The sequence below is a fragment of the Photorhabdus viridis genome, assembly GCF_040256935.1.
GTDB classification, from domain to species: domain Bacteria; phylum Pseudomonadota; class Gammaproteobacteria; order Enterobacterales; family Enterobacteriaceae; genus Photorhabdus; species Photorhabdus viridis.
Genome location: NZ_JBEJZY010000297.1, coordinates 1 through 394 on the forward strand (window position 1 = coordinate 1; position 394 = coordinate 394).

Annotated in this window: 1 pseudogene; it reads right to left on the reverse strand. The window is 45.4% G+C overall.

Annotated elements, in window-relative coordinates:
• Window positions 1-258 (reverse strand): annotated as a pseudogene (locus ABR397_RS23445) (hypothetical protein); the annotation flags it as partial.
• Between the last annotated feature and the right edge of the window lie 136 nt (window positions 259-394).

Consider the following 394-nt stretch of genomic DNA (forward strand, 5'->3'; position numbering starts at 1 on the left):
CACTTTGGCAATATTTTCCGGTGAATATTTTTTTAACCCTTTCAGCTCATGACGATGAAAACACAGCTGAGTGCCAAATTCTTCGCGAAAACGACGATAACAGGCCAGAATACGTTGCTTTTTCTCCAGCGTGTAGCCCTGTTTAAAAAACAGGGTAATTGAAAGACCCAGGCGGGAAATGGTCAGCTCATCGCCATTGATAAAAAGAAAAGCGGTCAATTTTGATCTCAGTTGGGCAAAGTAATCTACAGTTTCCATCATTTTCTCCGTGAATTATGAGGCAGTGGCGAATGTTACACCCGCCAATATAGTCAGGATGGCAGCTAATGCTGCGGCACTGACTGCGGCAGCGGCAGCTAAAATTTTCACCAGTACAATCAGCGCCGCAGCGACG